The following is a 20,897-nucleotide window of genomic DNA, read 5'->3' as shown; positions in this document are numbered from 1 at the left end:
CGATATGACCAGCCGCGCCATCATCATCACCGAACCCCGTTCCGAGCTCTCGGTCACGTCGCTGCTGTTGCCGCAAAAGGCGCCTGAGAATGCCGCCTTTCTCTGGGCCTATCTCGAGCAGCCGCGCGTCGTGCCGGGCATCCATGCGATGTGGACAGGCCCGGAAATCTCCTGCCCGGTCCCCTCCATGCATCTGGAGGGGCAGTCCTACGCAACGCCCCTGCCGGCGGAGAATGCAACGCTGACGCCGCAGCCTGGCGATATCGTGCTCTCCTATGTGCCGCCGCGCATGTGGGGCGGCAGTCCCAACGCGATTTTCGATATCGGCCTGTTCTACGGGCAGGGCGCGCGCCTGCTGTTCCCGATCGGCTGGCTCGCCGGCAGCGTCGTCGCGCAGGTGCGCCCCGAAGAGCGTGACCGGTTCACGGCCGCCTGTGGCATCATCCGCCGCAACGGCGCCTGCGACGTCACCTTCACGCGCGTGGAGATTTGAATGGCCGACGATAGTTTCGAACTCTTCGATCTTCGCGTCGAGGCGGTCATCCCCGAGGGAAAGCCGATCTATTGCGGCGCCAAGGCAGGCGACTATTTCGAACTCAAGGGCGAGATGCTGTCGATGCCGGCGGGGCAGGGTTTTTCGATCTACTCGCTTGCCGCCGTGTTGCCGTTGCTCGCGGCCAAGCAGCGCCCGACCGACAGGAACGACTGGATGACGTCGGACGCCGAGATCGCCTGTCCGGACCCGAATTGCGCCAGCCGGTTGCGGATCGTCAGAACCGGAAAGCGGCGGTTCAGCCACGCCGAAACGACGGCCGTGCCGCTGCCGAAGGAGAATGAAGCCAGATGACCGCCAGGACCTTCGAACTCAGCCCCGGCTATGCGATCTCGCGCGTCATTCGCGGCGGCTGGCAGCTTGCCGGCGGGCATGGAGCGATCGATCGCGAGCAAGCGGTCAGCGACCTGATCGCCACATTTGACGCGGGCATCTGGACCTATGATTGCGCCGATATCTATACCGGCGTGGAGGAGTTGATTGGTGCCGCGCGACTGCGGCTGGCCAGCGAGCGCGGTCACGACGTCGCCGCCAGGATGAGGGTGCACACCAAGATGGTGCCCGATCTCGAAAGGCTGTCGAACATCAGCCGCGACTATATCCGCGGCATCGTCGAGCAATCGCTGCGCCGGCTAAAGACCGAGCGGCTCGACCTCGTGCAGTTCCACTGGTGGGACTATGCGCAACCTCGCTATGTCGATGCCATGGGCTGGCTCAACGAGCTTCGTCTTGAAGGCAAGGTGCGCAATCTCGGCACAACCAACTTCGACACGCAGCGCCTGACCGAGATCCTCGATGCGGGTATTCCGCTGGTCAGCCAGCAGCTGCAGTATTCCGTGCTCGACCAGCGGCCGGCCAAGAGCCTTGCGGCACTGGCGAAACAGAACGGGGTCAATTTCCTCTGCTATGGTTCCGTCGCCGGCGGGTTCCTCAGCGACAGATGGCTTGGCGCAGTCGAGCCCGACATGCCGCTCGAAAACCGCTCGCTGGTCAAATACAAGCTGATCATCGATGACTTTGGCGGCTGGGAGCTCTTCCAGCAATTGCTGCGCACACTCAAATCCGTTGGCGATCGCCATGGTGTCGACATCGCCACCATGGCCAGTGCCTGGGTGCTCGAGCAGCCGCAAGTGGCGGCCGTGATCGTCGGCGCCCGCAACCAGGCGCACGCGCTCGCCAATGCGCGGATCATGGACATTGCGCTCGATGCCGATGATCGGTCCCGGATTGCCGCCGTGATCGCGCAAGGCAATGGTCTTGAGGGAGATGTCTACACGCTGGAGCGCGACCGTCACGGCCGCCACGGCTCGATCATGCATTACAACCTGAACGCGGGGAAGAAATGACCAGCGAACCCACTTTGTTTGCACGCGCCCGCGCCGAGATCGTCGACCTCCACCATTTCTTCTTCGAATGGTATCGAACGGTGAGTGCGGACAAGACGCATTTCGGCCGCTTCGAAAGCGTCGTCGGCGAAGGCTTTCGCATGATCCCGCCGAGCGGCAAGATCCTCGATCGCGATGCCGTGCTCGACTACGTCAGGGCAAACCGTGCCACATGTGGCAACGATTTTCTGATCTCCACCGACGATATAAGGGCCGGCTGGGAAAGCGACGATACGATCATCGTCTCCTACATCGAGATACAGCACCGTGGCGGCAAGCATAGCCGCCGTCAGGCAAGCGCTGTTTTCACCACCCGTTCTTCGGCGCCCAACGGCGTCGAATGGCGGCATCTGCATGAAACCTGGCTGCAGATGCCGGAAGGCTGACAGGCTCCAGACATCAACAACGCATCAACGAGAGTCGTGTACCGAAAGGGGAACAACAATGACCAAGACGATACTGAAAATCACCACCGCGCTCGCGCTGCTGACCGCAGCCGGCGCGGCCCACGCCGCCGATTGCAAGATCACCGTCGGCCTCGTCATGGAACTGACCGGTCCGGCCGGCGAATATGGCCAGGCAGGCGCCAAGTCTGTCGAAATGGCGTTCCGCGACATCAACGATGCCGGCGGCGTGCGCGGTTGCGATCTCGCCACCGACACGCGTGACAGCCAGAGCCAGGGCAACATCGCGGTCGACGCCGCGACCCAGCTGGTTCAGGTGAAGAAAGTGCCCGTCATCATCGGCGGCATCATCTCCTCCGTGTCGATCCCGATCCTGACCTCGGTCACCGCTCCGGCCAAGATCGTCCAGGTGTCGCCGGCCTCCTCATCGCCGACGCTGACGACGCTGGGACGCGACGGTAAGACCAACGGCATCTTCTTCCGCACCATCACCTCGGATGCGCTGCAGGGTGTTGCTGCCGCCAAATACGCTGTCGACAAGGGCTTCAAGAAGCTTGCGATCATCCACGTCAACAACGACTTCGGCGTCAACATGGCGGCGGAATTCTCGCGCGCCTACAAGGCGCTCGGCGGCACCATCGTCTCCGACACGCCCTACAATGAAAAGCAGTCAAGCTACGCGTCTGAAGTCACGGCAGCGATGTCAGGTGAACCGGATGGCCTCTATCTCGTCAGCACGCCCGTCGACGGGGCGACCATCGCCCGCACATGGATATCGCAGGGCGGCGTCCAGAAATTTCTGCTCAATGACGGCATGAACAGCCCGGACTTCATCGAATCCGTCGGCGCCGACTATCTGAAGGATGCCTATGGCACCTCTTCCGGCACCAGCCCGACCGTATCGACCGACTACTTCATGAAGAACTACAAGGCATTCTCCGGCATCGAACCGTCGAACCCGGCGGCCGATCGTTCCTATGATGCCGGCGCCATCGTCGGACTTGCCATCGCCATTGCCGGCTCCGAGGATCCGGCCAAGATCAAGGACGCGATGTACAAGGCCGTCGATCCGGCGGGCACGCCGATCTTTGCCGGCAAGGAGGAGTTCGCCAAGGCGCTCGGCCTGATCAAGGACGGCAAGCCGATCCGCTACGAAGGCGTCATCGGTCCGGTTGCCTTCGACAAATATGGCGACATCACCGGCCCGTTCCGCCTCTGGAAGATCACCGACGGCAAGGTGACCACCGACGGCGAAATGACGACGGATGACGTCAACGCCCTGCAGGCGAAGCTTCAGTAGGCGCCTTAGAGCATGATCCCGAAAAGTGGAATCCGGTTTTCGGAAAAGATCATGCTCAAACAAACAGATAGAGCCCCATCCCGATTCCATCGGGATGGAACAGGCTCTAGTGGATTGATTCCAACGTTTGGTGCCCACGCCTGACGGCGGCGATGATGTTTGCGGGATCGGCCTTCCATGCGAAGGGCCTGGGCTGCTGATTATGCTCGCTGATGAAGCGGTTGATGGCGGCCTGGAGGTCGACGACGGAGTGGAAGACGCCGTGCTTGAGCCGCCGGCGGGTGAGCTTGGCGAAGAAGCCCTCGACGGCGTTCAGCCACGAGCAGGATGTCGGCACGAAGTGGAAGGTCCATCGCGGATGCCGGGCCAGCCAGGCCCTGACTTTCGGCTGCTTGTGGGTGGCGTAGTTGTCGAGAATGACGTGGACGGCTTTGTCGGCCGGGAGTTCGGCCTCGACTGCGTTGAGGAAGCGGATGAACTCCTGGTGCCGGTGGCGCTGCATGTTGCGCCCGATGACCGAGCCATCAAGCACGTTGAGCGCGGCAAACAACGTGGTGGTGCCGTTGCGCTTGTAGTCGTGCGTCATCGTGCCGCCACGGCCAGGCTTCAGTGGCAGCCCCGGCTGGGTGCGGTCAAGCGCCTGGATCTGGCTTTTCTCGTCGACCGAAAGAACGATGGCATGGGCGGGTGGGGAGACGTAGAGCCCAACCACGTCGTGCAGCTTTTCGGCGAAGGCCTTGTCATTGGACAGCTTGAAGGTGCGCCAGCGATGTGGCGCAAGACCGTGGTCGTGCCAGATCTTCACTACCGAAGACGCCGCGATGCCGACCGCTTTCGCCATTGCACGGACCGTCCAGTGCGTCGCTTCGTGATCGGGCGGCTCCAGCGTCAGCGCCACGACCTTGTCGACCACCCCCGGCTTCAGAGGCGCAATGCCAGGCGGCCGGGTCTTGTCGCGCACCAGGCCATCGACACCTTCGGCCATGAAACGCTCCTGCCAGCGCCATACACAGGTCTTGGATTTGGCCGTCGCCGCCATGATCGCCACGGTGCCCAGACCATCGGCAGTCAGCAGGATGATCCGCGCGCGCCAGACATGCTTCTGGGGCGAACTTCGCGCCAAAACGATCGCCTCAAGCCGCGTCCTGTCAGATGCCGTAACGTCGATGCCGATACCTGTGCGCATCCCGGCAGCCTCGCATGCCACGCTCCAGGATGGAATCCCCGGCGGACTCCTTTGTCTCGATCAATCCACTAGACTACCCGGCGTCGATCCCGGTTCCATCGGGATCGACGCCGACAATGAGAGCCTCCGGCAACAGCCAGGGACAAGCATAATAATCGGCGATACGATTGATGATCCCATCGGCTGCTTGGATTCGAACCGGATAGGCCGGCTTCCACGCGTCATCGTTTCGATGGAGAATCAGCAAAAGCGCCTCGCCATCGATCTCGCCAACCACCATCTTCCAGGTCGCCTGGCGCTTTTCATATTCGGCAAAATACGGCGATTCCGACAGCCGGCCTCGGAAACAATCCGAGACCCGCAACTGTGCATCGGCGCTGGTCAATGCCCGCACGCCGTCCCAGTCGCGGCGATTGAAGAGTTCGACATAGCGGCTTAGCAATTTCGAAAGTTCAGGGTCGCGCTCGGGCGCCGAACCCGCAAGCGGCTCGCTTGGCAAGGCGGCCAGCTTCGAGCGGCCACGGCTCAACGCCGCCTTGACGCCGCCCACCGTCGAGCCAACGAGGTCGGCAATCTCTTCCAGCGAATAGTCGAAGACATCCTTGAGCAGAACGCAGGCGCGCTCCTTCGGCGGCAGGTGGATCACCAGCCGTTCGATCGCGCGGTCGGCACCCTGGCCAGCCGGCTCGACCGGCAAGATGATCTCATCCTCGGCAAAACTGGCTTCCGCCCGCTCGCGCGCCCGCCGGCTGCGCAGGAAATCGATGCAGCGATTGTGCGCAATGCGAAACAGCCAGGGGCGAAGGGCGCTCGGATCGTCCAACTTCTCGATCTTCCTGTAAGCCTCGAACAGCGCTTCCTGCATGACATCTTCAGCGTCGAGCGTGGAACCAGTCATGCGTGCACAATAGCGATGCAGTCGCACACGCAAATGCGCGACCGTCTCCAGGAAGGCGGCGTAACGGACGTCGAAAAGCCCGGTGGGTTCGTATCGTGGCTGCATCGTCATGGCATCAGGACACTCCCGCAGAGAGTACGCACGCCCGGCGCGGTCCCGCCATCTTACATCAGCCTGATGTCGTCGGGAGTCCGATCGAACCGATCGTGCCTGCCGTCAACATACAACACCGGGGCGGCCGCCAACTCGTCCGGGTCGATATCGTCAAGCGCCGCCATCGGAATGGCATAGACGATGCCACCAAGGGCCGGGATATCGCCTCGTGCCGGCATGCGGGTCCCGCAGGTGGCGCAGAAATGATACTGGATGCTGGGACCTTCTCTGCCAGGCGGCGTCCATTGATATTCAGTCTGCGATTGCGCTCCCGATACGAGACGGAAGTGCCGTGGCGCGACGAACCCTATCCATGAGCGCGTCTTGGTGCACGTCGAACAATTGCATTTGACGGTGCCCTGGCTGATGTCGATATCCGCCTCGAACCGAACTTTGCCGCAGTGGCAGCTTCCTGCGTGGGTTTTCAGCATTGCCTTCTCCTCGATCGCCGCCGGCATATGTCGCTGGCTGCATTCAAGACGGATGGCGTCAGGAAAAGGATACGTGCCATCAGATCGATTTCAGCGACTTCGGCGCTCGATGTTCCCCATCTTGGATACGCACGGAGCTAATACAGCGGCTTCGTCATGTGCCGAGGCGTCGGCCATTCCTTTGTGTTTTCGGGCTGCACCGGTCGCTCGAGATAGGTCGACAGAACCACATAGCTTCTGGTCGAGACGACGCCAGGCGTCTCGTAGAGCCGTGCCAGCAGGCCTTCGAGTGCCCTGGTGTCCTCGGTGCGGACTTTCAGCAGCATGCAGGAATCGCCGGCCACCGAATGGATCTCCTCGACTTCCGGATGCTCGGAAATCGCCATCAGTTCGGGGGTCTTTCCCCAGCCCCTGGTGTCGACATGCACGAAGGCAAGCAGTGGTTTGCGCACGGCCTTTGGATCGACGAGTGCGACGGTGCCACGGATGGCGCCGCTGCGCCGAAGCCGCTTGACCCTTTCATGGGCTGCCGGCGGCGAAAGGCCGACGCGATCGCCGAGTTCAGCGTAGCTGATCGTGGCGTCGTCGACCAGGACGCCTAATATCTTTCGGTCTATCGCGTCGAGATCGCGGGCTGCAGGCCTGTTCTGCGGAATGCCATCTGTTTCTTCATCCATCTGACTGTTTCCGATTGATGCCGAATTTAATTCGGCCACTATGGCGATATGTCGAACACTGATCAATCAGCAACATTGGCGTCGGCCGCCGTCCCGCCCATTCCGGCACTCGCCTATCTGCTCACGGGATGCATCGCCGTGATCGGCTCCAATTCGCTGGTGCTCGGTCCGATAGCGCCGGCTGTGGCCTCATCTTTTCAGACCAGCGTGCCGCTGGTGATGATCGCTTCCGCCGCCTTCGGTCTCGGTACATCCGCCAGCGCCCTGTTTCTTGCCCGCTATATCGATCGGGTCGGCGCCCGCCGGATGCTTCAGGGCGCATTGCTGCTTCTGGCGCTGGCGCTTGTCGCCAGTGCGGCAGCGCCGACGGTGATGGCGCTGGTCGCGTCACAGCTTGTCGCCGGAGTAGCTGCTGGCATCGCCATGCCGGCAATCTACGCCAGCGCTGCCGCGATCGCGCCGCCTGGCCGGGAAAGCGGGACGATCGGCGTCGTGCTGACTGGATGGACGTTGAGCATGGTGGCCGGCGTTTCGCTGTCGGCCGTACTTGCCGATCTGGTGCATTGGCGCGCGGTGTTCGCGGCGGTTGCCATTCTCGCGGTTCTGGCGCTGTGCGGGCTGGCCATGACATCGCTCAGCGATGTCAGGAAAAGCGGTCCGGCGCCGACGCCGCTCGATGCGTTGCGCGTCCCGGGAATTGTGCCGCTTCTGGTCGCCTGTGGCGCATTCATGACCGCGTTCTATGGCGTCTACGCCTATCTGGGCGATCATCTTCACACCGGGCTGGGACGGCCGGTCAGCGCCAACGGGCTCGCGGCACTTGCCTATGGTATCGGCTTTGGAACGGCGGCACTTCTCGATGGCGTCATCGATCGCCTTGGCGCGCGCCGCGTCATGCCGTTCGCCTATCTGCTCGTCGCGGTCGTCTATCTCGCGATTGCCGCTGCAAGCGACAGTTTCGGCTGGACCATGGCTGTTGTCGCCGCCTGGGGCCTTGCCAATCATTTTGGGCTGAATGTGCTGGTGACGTGCCTGACAGCCCTCGATCCCGCACGGCGCGGCACCGTCATGGGCCTGAACAGCGCGGTGACCTACCTCGCCGTGTTTGTCGGCACCACCGGCTTCGGACCAATCTACGCCAGCTTTGGTTTCGCCGCATCGGCAATGGTCGCCGCGCTGCTCATGCTGATCGCCGCCGCCGCCGCGGCGTGGCCTTCCGTTCGGCCCATGCGGGCTTAGGCAACCCGTCGAACCTTGCGTCCTCGCCCTGTCCCTCGCTACATGCTCCGGGGGAAATCCATCCCCGAATCCGGCGGGACAAGGCCATGAATACGACCCTCGAAACGACTGGCGATCCACGGCCGGAAGAACTGGCTTTTCTTGGCGAACGCCTGACGGCATTCAACGACAGCGATGTCGGCGCCTCCGAAAGGAAGCCGCTGGCCGTGTTCGTTCGAGACGAGGATGGCGCGGTGGTTGCCGGTATTTCGGGATACACTGCCTGGGGCTGGCTCTACGTGCAATGGCTATGGGTCGATGAGAAGCTGCGCGGCCAGCATATGGCCGGCAGGATGCTCGACGCGGCCGAGCAGGAGGCCGTGGCGCGCGGCTGTCAAGGCGCATGGATCGATACGTTCAATCCCAAAGCTGCCAAGGTCTATGAGCGCCAGGGCTATCAGCCCTTCGGAACGCTTGGTGATTTCCCCGTCGGCCGCAGCCGCATCTTCCTGCGGAAGAAGCTGATCGCGATCTAGCCAGCCAGCCGCCCGCCTCGCATCGGTTGCGGCACGCCTGTCGTTGACGGAAAACTGATCGGCAGGCCCCTCAGCACCCGAACCGCGAGGAAGGCGAAGCATTCCGCTTCCACCGCGTCACCCTTCCAGCCCAGCGTTTCCGCCTGTACGGCTTCAACGCCGGCGCGGCTGGCAATCATCTCCATCATCACCGGATTGTGGCGGCCACCGCCGCTGACCACCAGCTTTTTCGGCCTGTGCGGCAGCAGGTTGAGCGCCTTGCCGACGGCGGATGCCGTGAACGCCGCCAGCAGTGCCGCGCCGTCCTCGGCGTTCATGCCGTCGGCCATCGCGGCGCCAAAATCGAAACGGTCGAGTGATTTGGGGTAGGGCTTGGTCAGATAGGGGTGCTGTAGCAGCTTGGCCAATCGGGCTTCGTCAACCGTTCCCGCACGTGCCAGCGCACCGTCGCGGTCCATCTCGCCAAGCCCTTTCGACTTGATGAAATCGTTGAGCGGCGCATTGGCAGGTCCTGTGTCGAACGCCACGACATTGTCCTTGCCGTCCCACCAGGTGATGTTGGCGACGCCGCCGAGATTGAGCACGGCGGTATCGCCGCTGGCGTCGGCTTCGCGCAACAACGCGGCATGGTAGGCGGCGGACAGCGGCGCGCCCTGGCCGCCGGCGCGCATGTCGGCCGAACGGAAATCATAGGCGACCTTTGTGCCCAATATGGAATGCATCAACGCGCCGTCACCGAGCTGGCGGGTCTGGCCGAGCCGGCCGACCTGAGGGGCGCGATGCAGCACGGTCTGGCCATGGAAGCCGACGACGCCGATATCAGCCATTGTCAGGCCGTAACTTTCAACCAGATCCTTGACCGCTGTGGATTGCGCGCGTGTCAGAGCTTCTTCGGCTTCGCGGAAGATCGTCGGCTCTGGACCGACGAAATTCCAGGTTCGCGCCTGCCTCAGCGTCTCCTCCAGCAGGGTCCGGATCGATGCGGGGTAGGGCGCCAGTGTGTAGGTGCCGAAATCCGCGATGCGCTCGCCGTCGGTCTTGATCAGGGCGACGTCGATATTGCCGTCGAGGACGGTTCCGGTCATCAGGCCAACGGCCCAGATTGGTTCCATGATCAATTCCCTCAGTCTCTATTGATGAGATCGCCGACCGCCTGCCGAAGCGAGGCAATCCCGCTGTCGAAATGACGTGTCGGATGGATGCGGTTGGTAAGCAAGGTCCACGCCTTGCCCTTGTCGAAGTCGATCCACAGCCCGGTGCCGGTGAAGCCGGTATGGCCGATGGTACCGGGGCCGCACGATGCGCCGCCGGACCAGCCCGCATAAGGGCGCTCCCAGCCATGGGTACGGGTGGCGGACAGGGGCGTGCGCATCAGCGCGATCGAACGTTGCGACGCGTCGCTTCCATCGAGCAATCCCCTGGCGAAATCGAGGATCGATGCCGCCGAGCCGAACAGCCCGGCATGACCAGCGCCTTGCAGGGCTGAGCAATTGTCGTCGTGGACTTCGCCTGAAAGCACGCGATGGCGCCAGGTACAATCCTCGGTCGCGGCCGCTGCTTCAGGCTCCGCGGACCAGGCAAAGCCTGGGCCGGGGTCCATGTCACGGATGGTCTTGCCGCAAAGGCGCTCAAGCGCAAAGCCGAGCAGGATGAAGTTGATGTCGGAATAGACGGGGTCCCGTTTCAGCCATTCGCGCTGCAGGATGAAGGCGCGCAGCAGCTCCGGGTCCCGCCCGTAGGTGTAGATAGGCTCGACGGCGGGAAAGGGCGTCTGGTGCCCGAGGCACTGGCGAAACGTCACCTTCCGCTCCCAGGCTTTTTCATCATACTGGCGCAGGTCCGGCAGAACCGAGATCAGCGGTGCGTCGAGGTCGATGACGCCGTCTTCCGCCAGTGCCAGGATGCGCGGTGTCGTGAAGATGACCTTGGTCAATGACGCCAGGTCGAACCAGGTCTCGGCATGCATGGGCCGCATGCTCGGAATGAGTTGCGCCGAGCCGATCGCCCTTGTGATGCGGTGGCCATTTCTGTCGACAACGCCGAGAACGCCGCCGGGAATGCGCGCCGAGGCAACCGCCGTTGCGAGCGGTTGGAACGCGCGATCGAAAATCTGGGCAAGGTCGCTCACTGTCGGCCTCCATCGGAGAGGCAGCTATCCTTCGCGCCCCCCTCTGTCCTGCCGGACATCTCCCCCTCAAGGGGGGAGATTTGATGTCGCCTGGGCTTTCGCCAATTTCCGATGTTTGAAGGCGCGCGGGACGCCGAAACTGCCAATCTCCCCCCTTGAGGGGGAGATGCCCGGCAGGGCAGAGGGGGGCGCTGTCCCGCCGACCTCGCATACTTCAGGGTACCAGCCATCACGCTTCCGCCCTCGCCATGTGATCGGGCCCGAACTGTTCCCATCTGGCCTGCGCCGGTTCAAACCCCGGCGGCCGAACAAGCGACGGTACCTGCCGTGTGTCCAGTTCGAAATGTTCGTGCCGTCGCTCGATGGTGGGAACGGCTGCAATGAGCTTCCTGGTATAGGAATGTCTGGGCTCCGACAGGACCGACGTGGCATCGCCAATCTCGACGATCTGCCCGGCATAGATGACAGCGATCCGGTGGGCGATCCGCTCGACAACCGCCATGTCATGCGAGATGAACAGATAGGCGAGACCGAACTCACGCTGCAGGTCGACCAGCAGCTCCAGCACCTTGGCCTGCACCGACACATCGAGCGCCGACACTGCTTCGTCCAGCACGACGACGGACGGGTTGAGCATCAGCGCGCGTGCGATGCATAGCCTCTGCCGCTGGCCGCCGGAGAACTCGTGCGGGTAGCGTTCAAGACTGTTCCTGGGCAGGCCAACGCGTTCCAGCAGCGCGGCCATTTTCGTCCGCGTCCCGGCATTCACGCGGCCACCGGTGGCGATCACCGGTTCCGCCAGAATGCTCTCGATGGTCAGCCTCGGATTGAGCGAGGCGTAGGGGTTCTGGAACACCATCTGCACAGGCAAGGCACTCTGCTCGGCTGAAGCTGTTCGCGTCCCCGTGGAGAAGGTGCCGCGCGTCGACCGCACCAGGCCCAGGACCGCGCGCGCGGTGGTCGATTTACCCGAACCGCTCTCCCCGACTACGGCCAGTGTCTCGCCTTGCATGAGGTCGAAATCGACGCCATCCACGGCATGCACCGCGCCTGTGGCATGGCTGAAGAAGCCGCTCTTGAGGGGAAAGCGGACCACGAGACCATCGACCTTCAATGCCGGTTCCGTGCTTCCGTCCTTGTCACGTTGTCCGTCGGAGCGCGTAGCGCGACCGTTGGCGAAATGCGGCACGGCGTGCAGCAGATGCTGCGTGTAGGGATGCTGGGGATGGTCGAGGATCTGGTTCAGCTCGCCCTGTTCGACGGCCTCGCCATTCTGCATCACCATAACCTTGTCGGCGATGCCGGCAACCAGGCCGATGTCGTGGGTGATGAAGATCATCGACATGCCGGTTTCCCGCTTCAACTCGGCAAGCAGCGCCATGATCTGCGCCTGCACGGTTACGTCGAGCGCGGTTGTCGGCTCGTCGGCGATCAGCAGGCGCGGGTTGCAGGCCAGCGCGATGGCGATCATCACCCGCTGCAGCATGCCGCCTGACAGCTGGTTGGGCGTGTATTTCAGCCGCCGCGCCGCATCGGGGATGCGCACGCGGTCAAGCGCATCCTTGGCCGCCGCTGTTGCCTGCCGCCCGGTCAGACCGCGATGCAGGCGAAACGATTCCTCGATCTGCCTGCCGATGCTCAGGACCGGATTGAGCGAGGTCATCGGCTCCTGGAAGATCATGCCGATCTCAGCGCCGCGGATCCTTGTCAGTTGCTGTTCGGTCGCGGTCAGCAGGTCGAAGATGCCGCCGTCGGCCCGCTTCAATTTCATGGCGCCGCCGGTGATGCGGCCGCCGCCAAAATCGACGAGGCGATTGATCGACAGCGCGGTGACGGATTTGCCCGAGCCGCTTTCACCGACGATGGCCAGCGTCTCGCCGTCGGCGAGGTCGAAGCTGATGCCACGCACCACTTCATTGGCTTGCGGCTTGCGGCCGAAACCGACGCGCAGGTCGCATACGGAAAGAAGCGGGCTCATGCCGCCGCCCTCCGCATCTTCGGGTCGAGGATGTCGCGCAAGGCATCCCCAAGCAGGTTGAAACCGAGGATGCTGATCATGATCGCCAGACCCGGGAAGATCATCAGCCAGGGCGCCGTCTCCATCAGGTTGCGGCTGTCGCTCAACATCAGGCCGAGCGATGCGGCCGGCGGCTGGATGCCGAGGCCGAGAAAGCTCAGTCCCGCTTCGGTCAACAGCGCCCAGGCGAGTGCAAGCGTGACCTGGACGGTCAGCGGCGCCACCAGATTGAGCAGCAGATGGCGGGTGACGATGTAGGTCGAGCTGCTACCAAAAGTGCGCGCGGCGTCCACAAATTCACGCGTCTTGAGCGACAGGGCGGGACCACGCACGACGCGCGTGAAGATCGGCGTGTAGACGATGGCAATGGCAACGACGCTGGTCCATGTGCCCGGTCCGGCGACGGCGACGATCAGCAGTGCCAGAAGGATGGCCGGGAAGGCCAGCAGCACGTCCATGACGCGCATCACCACGCCGTCCCAACTGCGCCCGAACCAGGCCGCTGCCAGCCCCAATGCAGTGCCGGCGAGCGATGCAAAGGCCACCGAGAAGAAGGCGACGGTGAAGGACTGGCCAACGCCCGCCATCAGCCGGCTTGCCACATCGCGGCCGAACAGGTCCGTGCCCATCCAGTAGGCGCCGTTGGGGGCATGCAGCCGGTCCACACGGTACTGCGTCAGCGGGTTGTGCGGCGTCAGCCCGAGCATGCCGAGCGCGGCGATGATGAGGTAGAGCCCGACGATGACGCCGCCGATGCGGCCGCTGGGATGCGCGAAGATGGCCCGAAAAATTCGCATCAACGCTCCCCCAGGCGAATGCGCGGATCGAGCGCGACATAGGCGAGGTCGACCAGGAGATTGACGATCATGAAGTTGAAGGCGATGAACAGAACGCTTCCCTGAACCAGCGCGTAATCGCGCTGCAGGATCGCATCGAGCACCATGCGTCCGAGACCGGGCAGCGCATAGATCTGCTCGACGATGACGGCGCCGCCCAGCAGGTAGCCGAATTCGATGCCGCTCAGCGTGACCACGGGGATCAGCGCATTGGGCAGCGCGTGCCGCCAGATGACGCTGCGCGCGGAGGCCCCCTTGCTGCGGGCGGTCCTGACATAGTCGTCGCTGAGCACATCGAGCATGGCCGAGCGCGATATGCGGGTGACCGAGGCGGCGAAGGCAAATCCGAGTGTGATGGCAGGCAGGATCAGCTGGCTGAGATTACGCAGCGGATCCTGCCAGAGCGGCGCGAACTGCCCCATGGCCGGCAACACGCCGAAGCCGGCGGACAGCGCGTAGATGATCAGCAGGGCAAGCACGAAGTTCGGCGTCGACTGGCCGATCATGGCGACGACACGCACCACCAGATCGGAAGGCTTCTCATTGTGCGTGGCGGCGAAGATCCCGGCGGGCACACCGACCGCAAGCGCGATGATCATGGACAACAGTGCAAGCTCTAGCGTGAGCGGGAAGCGTTCCAGGATGACGTCGAGCACCGGCCGGCCATAGGTGACGGATATGCCGAGATTGCCGTGCAAGATGCCGAGCAGCCAACGTCCGTACTGGATGAACCAGGGTTGGTCGATGCCGAAATAAATGGCAAGGGAATCGCGCTGCGCCGGCGTCAGCAGCCCGGCCTCGGTGCCCAGCATTGCCGTGATCGAGTCGCCCGGCACCATGCGGATCGCCACGAACACGACAATGGAGACACCAAGCAGGACGAGAGGGAAGGTCGACAGCCGTCGCATCAGATAATTCACGCGAAGAATACCTCTCGCCCTGCTTCTATGTCGGTGGCTGCTATTGCTGGATCGTGACCTTGCCCAGGCTGAACAGGGTGCCGGTCGGCGTCGGGACGAATCCCGCGACGTTCTTCTGCTGAGCCGTGTAGCTGTACGAGGTGTAGAGCCAGATCCATGGCGACACCTCGGCGAGGTGCTTCTCGAACTCGGCGAAGATCACCTTGCGCTTCGCCGGATCGGTCTCGGCGCGGCCCTTCTGCATCTGGCTGTCGAGCGTGTCGTCGATGTAGTTCGCGACCTTCTGCAGGTTACCGGCCTTGGTCCAGTAGCGATTGTACATCGTGTAGGGGTCGGCCCTGCCGCCGTTGAGCGCGATAGCCATGTCGAAATCACCCTTCAGCCAGGCGTCGACATAGACGTTGAGCTCCATCATCTTGATATCGAGCTTGACGCCGATTTCGGCCAGTTGGGACTGGATCACCTGTGCTTCCGCCGCCGCCGTCGGCGGCTCGCCGGTGGCGCCGATCACGGTCGCTGAAAAGCCATCGGGATACCCGGCCTCTTTCATCAGCGCCTTGGCCTTCTCGACGTCGCGCTTGTAGCAGAACAGCTGGGTTGGATCGGTCGCCATGGCCGGAATGGTCAGCGGACCGGTCACCTTGCCCTCGCCGAGCGAAGCGGTGTCCAGCACTTCCTGCCGGTCGATGGCGCAGGAGATCGCCTGCCGCACCTTGAGCTCGGTCATCGGCTTTGGACTTGCCCCGAAAAAGTGGAGAGTTTCCTTCTGATGAAAGGCGACCTCGATGACGAAACAGAGACAGTTTACGGATGCGTTCAAGGCGGAGGCGGTTGGCCTTGTGCGAACGAGCGGTCGGACGAAGCGGCAGATCGCGGAGGATCTTGGTGTTGGTTTCTCGACGCTGACGCGATGGATGGGTCGGCAGCTGGATCGTGAGATGGGCGATCCTGGGCGTCCGCCTGATGCTGATGTCGCCGCTGAATTGAAACGGCTGCGGCGGGAGAATGAAATCCTTCGGCAGGAGCGGGATATCTTGAAACGGGCGACGGCTTTTTTCGTCAAGGAGGGAAGTCGGTGAGGTTCGCGCTCATCGACCAGGCGAAGAAGGATTTCCCTGTGGACCGTTTGTGCGCGACGCTGGGTGTCAGCCCGAGCGGCTACTTTGCCTGGGGGCGCCGGCCGGCGTGCCGCCGGCAGCGCGACGACATGATAATGCTGGCGCATGTGCGATCGTCGTTCGCGCTGTCGAACGGAACCTATGGTAGCCCGCGCATGACGCGGGAACTGCAAGACAATGGCTTTGCCATTGGCCGGCGACGAACGGCGCGTCTGATGCGGGAGAATGGCCTCCAGGCAAGACAGAAGCGGCGGTTCAAGCGCACGACGGACAGCGAACACGCCTTTCCGGTTGCCCCCAATGTCATCGACCAGGATTTTGCCGCCACTGGTCCCAACCAGAAATGGGGTGCCGACATCTCCTACATCTGGACGCGGGAGGGCTGGTTGTACCTTGCTGTCGTCATCGATCTGTTTGCCCGCAAGGTCGTTGGCTGGGCTGCTGGCAACCGGCTACACCGCAGCCTGGCTCTGGCAGCGCTCAACAAGGCGTTCGTCATGCGGCAGCCGGAACCCGGCCTCATTCACCACTCCGACCGCGGCAGCCAATATTGTTCTATCGACTACCAAGCCGAATTGCGTGCCGCCGGCGTCATCATCTCAATGTCAGGCAAGGGCAATTGCTTTGATAACGCCATGGTCGAAACATTCTTCAAGACGCTGAAAACTGAACTGATCTGGCGCACCTCTTTCCTTACCCGCGCCGATGCCCAAGCCGCCATTGCCCGATATATCGACGGCTTCTACAATCCCATCCGGCGGCATTCCGCGCTCGACTACATCAGCCCGATGCAGTTCGAGCGAAACGCCGCCGAATGAGCAACCCGCTCTCCACTTTACCGAAGCAAGTCCACTTGCGCGACGGATTGAGCTGCAGCACATGATAGGAAAGAACCGGCACGCGGTTGAGCTGCAGGCTGGCTTCCTTGGGAACCAGCGTGGCGACAAGCGGATCATTCAGCAGCGCGAAGTCGATCTGCTTGGTGCGCAGCGCCGCCAGGATCGCCGTTTCGTCGGGAAGCACGCTGATCTCAATACCGTCAACGCCTGTCGGGCCGCCTGCCCAATCCTTGTTGGCGCTGAGCACTTCCTTGGCATTGGGATCCCACTTGTCGAGCTTGAACGGACCGGAGCCGATCGCCGTCGTGCCTATCGAGCCGGCCTTGATCTCGCTTGCCGGAACGATCGCCGCGTTCACGTCGCTCATCGCCGTCAGGATCGGAACATCCGGCTGCGACAAATGGAAGACGACGGTGGTTGGATCGGGCGTCTCGATGCTGGCGATCGACAGGAAGTTGGCGCGGGCGGCAGCACCCGTCTTCTCGTCGAGGATGCGCTCGAACGACGCCTTCACGTCGGCCGAGGTCACCGCCGCGCCGCCCTGGAATTTTGCTTTCGGGTCGAGCTTGAACGTCAGTTCCTTGCCGTCCTTCGAAAATTCCCAGGACGTGGCAATCGCCGGCACGATCTGAAGGCTGGCGTCGACCCGCACCAGCGGCTCATAGATCAGTTCCAGCAGCCGCAGCGACGAGAAGGCCGTCTGCTTGTGCGGATCAAGCCCGGTGGCGTCCTGCGCCCACGCCATGTGCAGCGTCGCGGCAGTCGCCTGCGTCGAAATCGTCGCCATGCCGAGCATGGCGGCGAGCGTGATGCCGGAAAGTAGTCTCTTGCTAAGATGCTGTCCCATTATCGTCTCCCATTATGATTGAATGCCTTGCAGTTTCCCCGGGCCGCTTCAAAGGCACACGCACCCTTGAGTATCGGCCCAGTTGATGTGGCTTCACACCGTCTTGTCGCTGATTGCCTTGCGCAGGAAACCTCCTGCCTTGAGAAGAGCCTCGCGCGCGTCTTCGACGCCCATGCCCGTGATCACCACCAATATCGCGAGCTTCACGTCATTGCCGGTCTTGTCGAGCGCCTGCCGGGCTTTTGGCGCCGAGCAGCCGGTCGTCTGCATGACGATCCGGATGGCCCGAGCGACGAGCTTCTTGTTGGACGGGTTAAGGTCGACCATCAGGTTCTGGTAGCTTTTGCCGATGCGGATCATGCTGGCGGTGGTCAGCATGTTGAGCACGAGCTTCTGCGCGGTTCCCGACTTCAGTCGGGTCGAACCGGTGAGGACTTCGGGGCCTACGACCGGCGAGATGGCGATATCGGCGATGCCGGCGATGGTCGATGACGGATTGCAGGACAGTGCCACCGTCGTCGCGCCCACCTGTTTCGCGTAATTGAGGCCGCCGATAACATAGGGCGTTCGTCCGCTGACCGCGATGCCGACGACGACATCGTCGGCGGTCAGCTTGATGTCGCGCAATGCCCTCGCACCCTGCTTGGGATCGTCTTCGACGCCTTCGGCTGCCCGCACCAGCGCCTCGGCGCCACCAGCGATCAGGCCGACCACCATGCTTTCGGGCACACCAAATGTTGGGGGGCATTCCGAGGCATCGAGTACGCCCAGCCGACCGCTTGTGCCGGCACCGAGATAGATCAGCCGCGCGCCTTTCTGAAAGGCGGAGACGATGCGGTCGACGGCATCAGCGATCTCCGGGACGACCTTCTCCACGGCCAATGGAACGGCCCGGTCCTCGTCATTGATCTTGCGCAGGATGTCGAGGGTCGGCAACAGGTCGATGTCCATCGTCTTCGGGTTCCGATCCTCGGAAACCAGCTGTTCCAACTCAGACATCAACCCTTGTTCGGTCATCGGGCTGCTCTCAAAAAATTGCCATGCCGTCATAGGAAAGGATGGGTGTCGTCAATGCCGACGTAGGGCTAAGCCATCAGTTCCCATTCTGTTAACTTTTAGAATTCAGTATTCCCACTGTCAACGAGAGATTGGAATAAAATATTCCTCACCTAGATAAGGCGTTACCGACAAACAAATGATTTTCTTGCCAGAATGATCGCGCCGGAAACGGCATCGCCATCAGCGGGTTTCAAACGCCGCCGAACATCCGGGGAAAGCCACGGCTCGAGCGGGCTGGACAAGCCTCCGAGCAAGGTCACCCGGGGTGCGCCCTGTTCAAAAAGCACGCGCACGAATGTGTCGATCTGCTCGGCCGCGCTCTGCACGATGCGCCGTCCGACCGGATCGCCCTGGTCGGCGTGGCGCATCACCATCGGCGCCAGGGCGGCATAATCGGTCGCGGTGGCGCGATCCATCCACGCCACCGCCTCCATCGGATCGTTCTGGAACCGTTGCATCACCTCGGCCAGCAGCGCTGTCCGCTCATGCCGTCCGTCATGGGCGCGCAAGGCGAGTTGCACGACCTTCAGTCCGAGATCGGCGCCGCTGCCCTCATCGGAAATCGGAAAGCCATAGCCGCCGACGCGCAGGTCTCGCCCCTCGACGAAACCGAGGCCGATCGACCCAGTGCCGGCAATGACGATGGCGCCGTCCAGGCCGGAATGGGCACCAAGGCAGGCTCCGACACCATCGCTGACGAAGTCGATGCTGGCAAAGGGATGGGCGATCGCCCGAAGCGCTTCCAGCGCGCCCTTGCGACCGATACCGGCAAGGCCAATTCCTGCCCGAATCCGCGCAATCTCTGCTGAGCCGAAACCCGCTTCCTCGATCGCGGCATTGTAAGCTCTGGAAATCGATGCCCATGCCTCATCGATACCGAGCCGCGTCGTCGCCGGCCCCGAAAGGCCTTGGCCTAGCACGGTTCCGACCTCGTCCTCGATACGGGCCCGGCAGCCGGTTCCGCCACCATCGACGCCCAGGAAATACGAGCCTGACGCCGTTGCACTCATCCGCTGATCCGCTCGATCCGGGCGCCGCAAAGACGCAGCTTGCGGTCCAGTTGCTCGTAGCCGCGGTCGAGGTGATAGACCCGGTTGATGATGGTTTCGCCCTCGGACACCAGTGCCGCCAGCACCAGCGACACCGAGGCGCGCAGATCGGTGGCCATCACCTGCGCGCCCCTCAGTTTTTCGCCGCCGCGAACCAGCGCCATGGTTCCCTGCAGCTTGATGTTGGCGCCGAGCCGCATCAATTCGGGCACATGCATGAAGCGGTTTTCAAAGATCGTCTCGCGCAACAGCGAAGCGCCGTCGGCGCAGCACATCAACGCCATGAACTGCGCCTGGAGATCGGTCGGAAAACCCGGATAGGGTTCCGTCGTGACGTCGACCGCCTTGAGCGGACCGTCCCGCGACACGATCAGCCCACGGTCGCCGGGCCAGACCTTGACGCCGGTGGCCTCCAGAAGCTGCACCACCGAGGCCATGTGCTCGAGCCTTGCATGGGTCAGTTCAAGCTGGCCGCCGGTGATCGCGGCGGCAACCGCATAGGTGCCGGCCTCGATCCTGTCGGGGATGATATGGTGGGTGGCGGGCCGCCAATCGGTGCTGCCCGCGATCAGGATGCGATGCGTGCCGGCGCCCTCGATCCGGGCGCCCATGGCGTTGAGGCAGGCGGCGAGATCCGCCACCTCCGGCTCACGCGCCGCGTTGAGGATTTCGGTTTCGCCCCTGGCGGCCGTCGCGGCCATGACAGCCGTCTCCGTCGCGCCGACCGATGGTGAACTCAGCACGATTCGGGTGCCGGTCAGGCCGTTTGGCGCCGAGGCGACGATCGATCCGTTCTCGATGGCAATGTTGGCGCCAAGGGCGGCGAGCGCCGCGACATGCATGTCGACCGGCCGCGCGCCGATCGCGCAGCCGCCCGGCAGCGAAACCCGCGTATGCCCGAACCGGGCCAGCAAAGGGCCGAGAACCAGCACCGTCGCCCGCATCTTTCTCACCGTGTCGTAAGACGTCTCCTTGGAAACGGCGGCACTGGTGTCGATCGTCGCGGCATGGGCCGATCGCGTGACTTCAGCGCCATGAAGCGCCACCACGCCCAGCATGTTTTCCACATCGGTTACGGCGGGCAGGTTCGTCAGCTCCAGCGGATAGGGACTGAGCAGCGCCGCAGCGATCTGCGGCAGGGCAGCGTTCTTGGCACCGGAGATGGTCACCGCGCCTTGCAGCCTTTGTCCACCGATGATCCGCAATTTGTCCATGGCTGTGAACCCGATCTGACGTAGCTGAGATGCGAGCCTACAGGCTCGCAATCGGTCTTTCACGCTCGAATCGAGGATCGACGCGGCATGCCTCGAAAGTCGATCGGTCATTCTTCACTGTCAATCTCG

The 20,897-nt window shown here is 63.0% G+C and carries 21 protein-coding genes and 1 pseudogene; 8 read left to right on the top strand and 14 right to left on the bottom strand.

From position 1 onward, the window contains the following. Nucleotides 1–4 precede the first annotated feature (4 nt). From LGH82_RS12105 to LGH82_RS12085, 5 genes are read left to right on the top strand one after another with little or no spacing between them, the layout of a single operon-like run. A complete protein-coding gene (locus tag LGH82_RS12105; RefSeq protein ID WP_227348703.1) occupies nucleotides 5–493 on the top strand; it encodes a DUF3830 family protein in 489 nt (162 codons plus the stop codon). Continuing rightward, on the top strand, nucleotides 494–847 hold the full coding sequence (locus tag LGH82_RS12100) for a TIGR04076 family protein (RefSeq protein ID WP_227348702.1): 354 nt from the start codon (nucleotides 494–496) through the stop codon (nucleotides 845–847). Further along, the gene (locus LGH82_RS12095; RefSeq protein ID WP_227348701.1) at nucleotides 844–1,899 is read left to right on the top strand and encodes an aldo/keto reductase; all 1,056 of its coding nucleotides are present in this window, start codon (nucleotides 844–846) and stop codon (nucleotides 1,897–1,899) included. Before LGH82_RS12100 ends, LGH82_RS12095 begins: the two co-directional genes overlap by 4 nt. Continuing rightward, entirely contained in the window at nucleotides 1,896–2,324 is a 429-nt protein-coding gene (locus LGH82_RS12090; RefSeq protein WP_227348700.1) for a hypothetical protein, read from the top strand. Before LGH82_RS12095 ends, LGH82_RS12090 begins: the two co-directional genes overlap by 4 nt. 58 nt (nucleotides 2,325–2,382) lie before the next feature. Beyond that, on the top strand, nucleotides 2,383–3,642 hold the full coding sequence (locus tag LGH82_RS12085; protein ID WP_227348699.1) for an ABC transporter substrate-binding protein: 1,260 nt from the start codon (nucleotides 2,383–2,385) through the stop codon (nucleotides 3,640–3,642). A 106-nt stretch (nucleotides 3,643–3,748) separates the two neighbouring features. Here the strand turns inward: LGH82_RS12085 and LGH82_RS12080 are convergent, their stop codons facing one another. From LGH82_RS12080 to LGH82_RS12065, 4 genes are all read right to left on the bottom strand, one after another. Continuing rightward, complete coding sequence (locus LGH82_RS12080; protein ID WP_227348698.1) at nucleotides 3,749–4,828, bottom strand: IS630 family transposase; 1,080 nt, start codon at nucleotides 4,826–4,828, stop codon at nucleotides 3,749–3,751. 73 nt (nucleotides 4,829–4,901) lie between these two features. Further along, nucleotides 4,902–5,837 carry a sigma-70 family RNA polymerase sigma factor gene (locus LGH82_RS12075; protein ID WP_227348697.1) on the bottom strand — a complete coding sequence of 312 codons (936 nt, stop codon included), beginning with the start codon at nucleotides 5,835–5,837 and terminating at the stop codon, nucleotides 4,902–4,904. A gap of 53 nt (nucleotides 5,838–5,890) precedes the next feature. Continuing rightward, nucleotides 5,891–6,310: a GFA family protein gene (locus LGH82_RS12070; RefSeq protein WP_227348696.1), complete on the bottom strand. Its 420-nt coding sequence runs from the start codon at nucleotides 6,308–6,310 to the stop codon at nucleotides 5,891–5,893. Between the two features lie 137 nt (nucleotides 6,311–6,447). Next, complete coding sequence (locus LGH82_RS12065; protein WP_227348695.1) at nucleotides 6,448–6,987, bottom strand: Lrp/AsnC family transcriptional regulator; 540 nt, start codon at nucleotides 6,985–6,987, stop codon at nucleotides 6,448–6,450. A gap of 48 nt (nucleotides 6,988–7,035) precedes the next feature. Between LGH82_RS12065 and LGH82_RS12060 the strand changes: the two genes are divergently transcribed. Both LGH82_RS12060 and LGH82_RS12055 read left to right on the top strand, forming a co-directional pair. Beyond that, on the top strand, nucleotides 7,036–8,226 hold the full coding sequence (locus LGH82_RS12060; RefSeq protein WP_227348694.1) for an MFS transporter: 1,191 nt from the start codon (nucleotides 7,036–7,038) through the stop codon (nucleotides 8,224–8,226). A gap of 86 nt (nucleotides 8,227–8,312) precedes the next feature. Further along, nucleotides 8,313–8,741, top strand: a complete 429-nt coding sequence (locus LGH82_RS12055; RefSeq protein ID WP_227348693.1) for a GNAT family N-acetyltransferase — start codon at nucleotides 8,313–8,315, stop codon at nucleotides 8,739–8,741. Here the strand turns inward: LGH82_RS12055 and LGH82_RS12050 are convergent. The 6 genes from LGH82_RS12050 to LGH82_RS12025 form a co-directional block, all read right to left on the bottom strand. Further along, nucleotides 8,738–9,853, bottom strand: coding sequence for an anhydro-N-acetylmuramic acid kinase (locus tag LGH82_RS12050; protein WP_227348692.1), 1,116 nt, complete (start codon nucleotides 9,851–9,853; stop codon nucleotides 8,738–8,740). The two genes, LGH82_RS12055 and LGH82_RS12050, sit on opposite strands and share 4 nt — an antisense overlap. 11 nt (nucleotides 9,854–9,864) lie before the next feature. Beyond that, a complete protein-coding gene (locus tag LGH82_RS12045; protein WP_227348691.1) occupies nucleotides 9,865–10,869 on the bottom strand; it encodes a serine hydrolase domain-containing protein in 1,005 nt (334 codons plus the stop codon). Between the two features lie 229 nt (nucleotides 10,870–11,098). After that, nucleotides 11,099–12,847, bottom strand: coding sequence for an ABC transporter ATP-binding protein (locus LGH82_RS12040; protein WP_227348690.1), 1,749 nt, complete (start codon nucleotides 12,845–12,847; stop codon nucleotides 11,099–11,101). Then, nucleotides 12,844–13,683 carry an ABC transporter permease gene (locus LGH82_RS12035; protein ID WP_227348689.1) on the bottom strand — a complete coding sequence of 280 codons (840 nt, stop codon included), beginning with the start codon at nucleotides 13,681–13,683 and terminating at the stop codon, nucleotides 12,844–12,846. Before LGH82_RS12035 ends, LGH82_RS12040 begins: the two co-directional genes overlap by 4 nt. Beyond that, nucleotides 13,683–14,642, bottom strand: coding sequence for an ABC transporter permease (locus LGH82_RS12030; RefSeq protein ID WP_227348688.1), 960 nt, complete (start codon nucleotides 14,640–14,642; stop codon nucleotides 13,683–13,685). Before LGH82_RS12030 ends, LGH82_RS12035 begins: the two co-directional genes overlap by 1 nt. A 40-nt stretch (nucleotides 14,643–14,682) precedes the next feature. Beyond that, nucleotides 14,683–15,369, bottom strand: coding sequence for an ABC transporter substrate-binding protein (locus tag LGH82_RS12025; protein ID WP_413771443.1), 687 nt, complete (start codon nucleotides 15,367–15,369; stop codon nucleotides 14,683–14,685). Between the two features lie 58 nt (nucleotides 15,370–15,427). Between LGH82_RS12025 and LGH82_RS12020 the strand changes: the two genes are divergently transcribed. Next, a protein-coding gene (locus tag LGH82_RS12020; protein WP_413771365.1) for an IS3 family transposase occupies nucleotides 15,428–16,578 on the top strand; the annotation gives its coding sequence in 2 pieces (ribosomal slippage) (nucleotides 15,428–15,692 and nucleotides 15,692–16,578; 1,152 coding nt in all). A gap of 34 nt (nucleotides 16,579–16,612) precedes the next feature. Here the strand turns inward: LGH82_RS12020 and LGH82_RS12015 are convergent. The 4 genes and pseudogenes from LGH82_RS12015 to murA form a co-directional block, all read right to left on the bottom strand. Continuing rightward, a pseudogene (locus LGH82_RS12015) lies at nucleotides 16,613–17,446 on the bottom strand (ABC transporter substrate-binding protein); the annotation flags it as partial. A gap of 93 nt (nucleotides 17,447–17,539) precedes the next feature. Further along, on the bottom strand, nucleotides 17,540–18,463 hold the full coding sequence (gene murQ / locus LGH82_RS12010; RefSeq protein WP_227348686.1) for an N-acetylmuramic acid 6-phosphate etherase: 924 nt from the start codon (nucleotides 18,461–18,463) through the stop codon (nucleotides 17,540–17,542). Nucleotides 18,464–18,627: 164 nt separating this feature from the next. Next, nucleotides 18,628–19,515 carry an N-acetylglucosamine kinase gene (locus LGH82_RS12005; RefSeq protein ID WP_227348685.1) on the bottom strand — a complete coding sequence of 296 codons (888 nt, stop codon included), beginning with the start codon at nucleotides 19,513–19,515 and terminating at the stop codon, nucleotides 18,628–18,630. Beyond that, nucleotides 19,512–20,768: a UDP-N-acetylglucosamine 1-carboxyvinyltransferase gene (gene murA, locus LGH82_RS12000; RefSeq protein ID WP_227349559.1), complete on the bottom strand. Its 1,257-nt coding sequence runs from the start codon at nucleotides 20,766–20,768 to the stop codon at nucleotides 19,512–19,514. The genes LGH82_RS12005 and murA overlap by 4 nt, the downstream gene beginning before the upstream one ends. Nucleotides 20,769–20,897: the final 129 nt, after the last annotated feature.

The sequence above is a fragment of the Mesorhizobium sp. PAMC28654 genome (genome assembly GCF_020616515.1).
Lineage (GTDB): Bacteria > Pseudomonadota > Alphaproteobacteria > Rhizobiales > Rhizobiaceae > Mesorhizobium.
Note: the sequence above shows the minus strand (reverse complement) of the source record. Positions and strands in the feature narration are given on the sequence as shown.